This is a genomic window from Amycolatopsis sp. MEPSY49 (assembly GCF_051337345.1).
Taxonomy (GTDB): Bacteria; Actinomycetota; Actinomycetes; order Mycobacteriales; family Pseudonocardiaceae; genus Amycolatopsis.
The window spans coordinates 1-326 of the sequence record NZ_JBDLYJ010000043.1 but is presented as its reverse complement, the minus strand read 5'-3'; the positions used below and the strand labels follow the sequence as shown (position 1 = coordinate 326).

The 326-nt window shown below is 54.3% G+C and carries 1 rRNA gene; it reads right to left on the bottom strand.

The window, feature by feature from the left end:
- Nucleotide 1: 1 nt before the first annotated feature.
- Nucleotides 2-326: ribosomal RNA gene (locus tag ABFJ78_RS50205) — 23S ribosomal RNA — on the bottom strand; the annotation flags it as partial.

Genomic DNA, 326 nt, shown 5'->3' with positions numbered 1-326 from the left:
TCAGGAAGTATTTAGGCTTACCGGGTGGTCCCGGCAGATTCACAGCAAATTCCACGAGCTCGCTGCTACTCGGGAACACCACCAAGATTCTTGAAACTGGTTTTCGCGTACGGGGCTCTCACCCACTCCGGCCCGCCATCCCAAGCGGTTCCACTAACCAGCACAACAACCCGAAGAAATGTCAGTCTCTTCAAGGCGGGTCCCACAACACCGCACGTACAACGCCTGACAGCTTGACATACGCACGGTTTAGCCTCTTCCGCTTTCGCTCGCCACTACTCACGGAATCACGGTTGTTTTCTCTTCCTACGGGTACTGAGATGTTT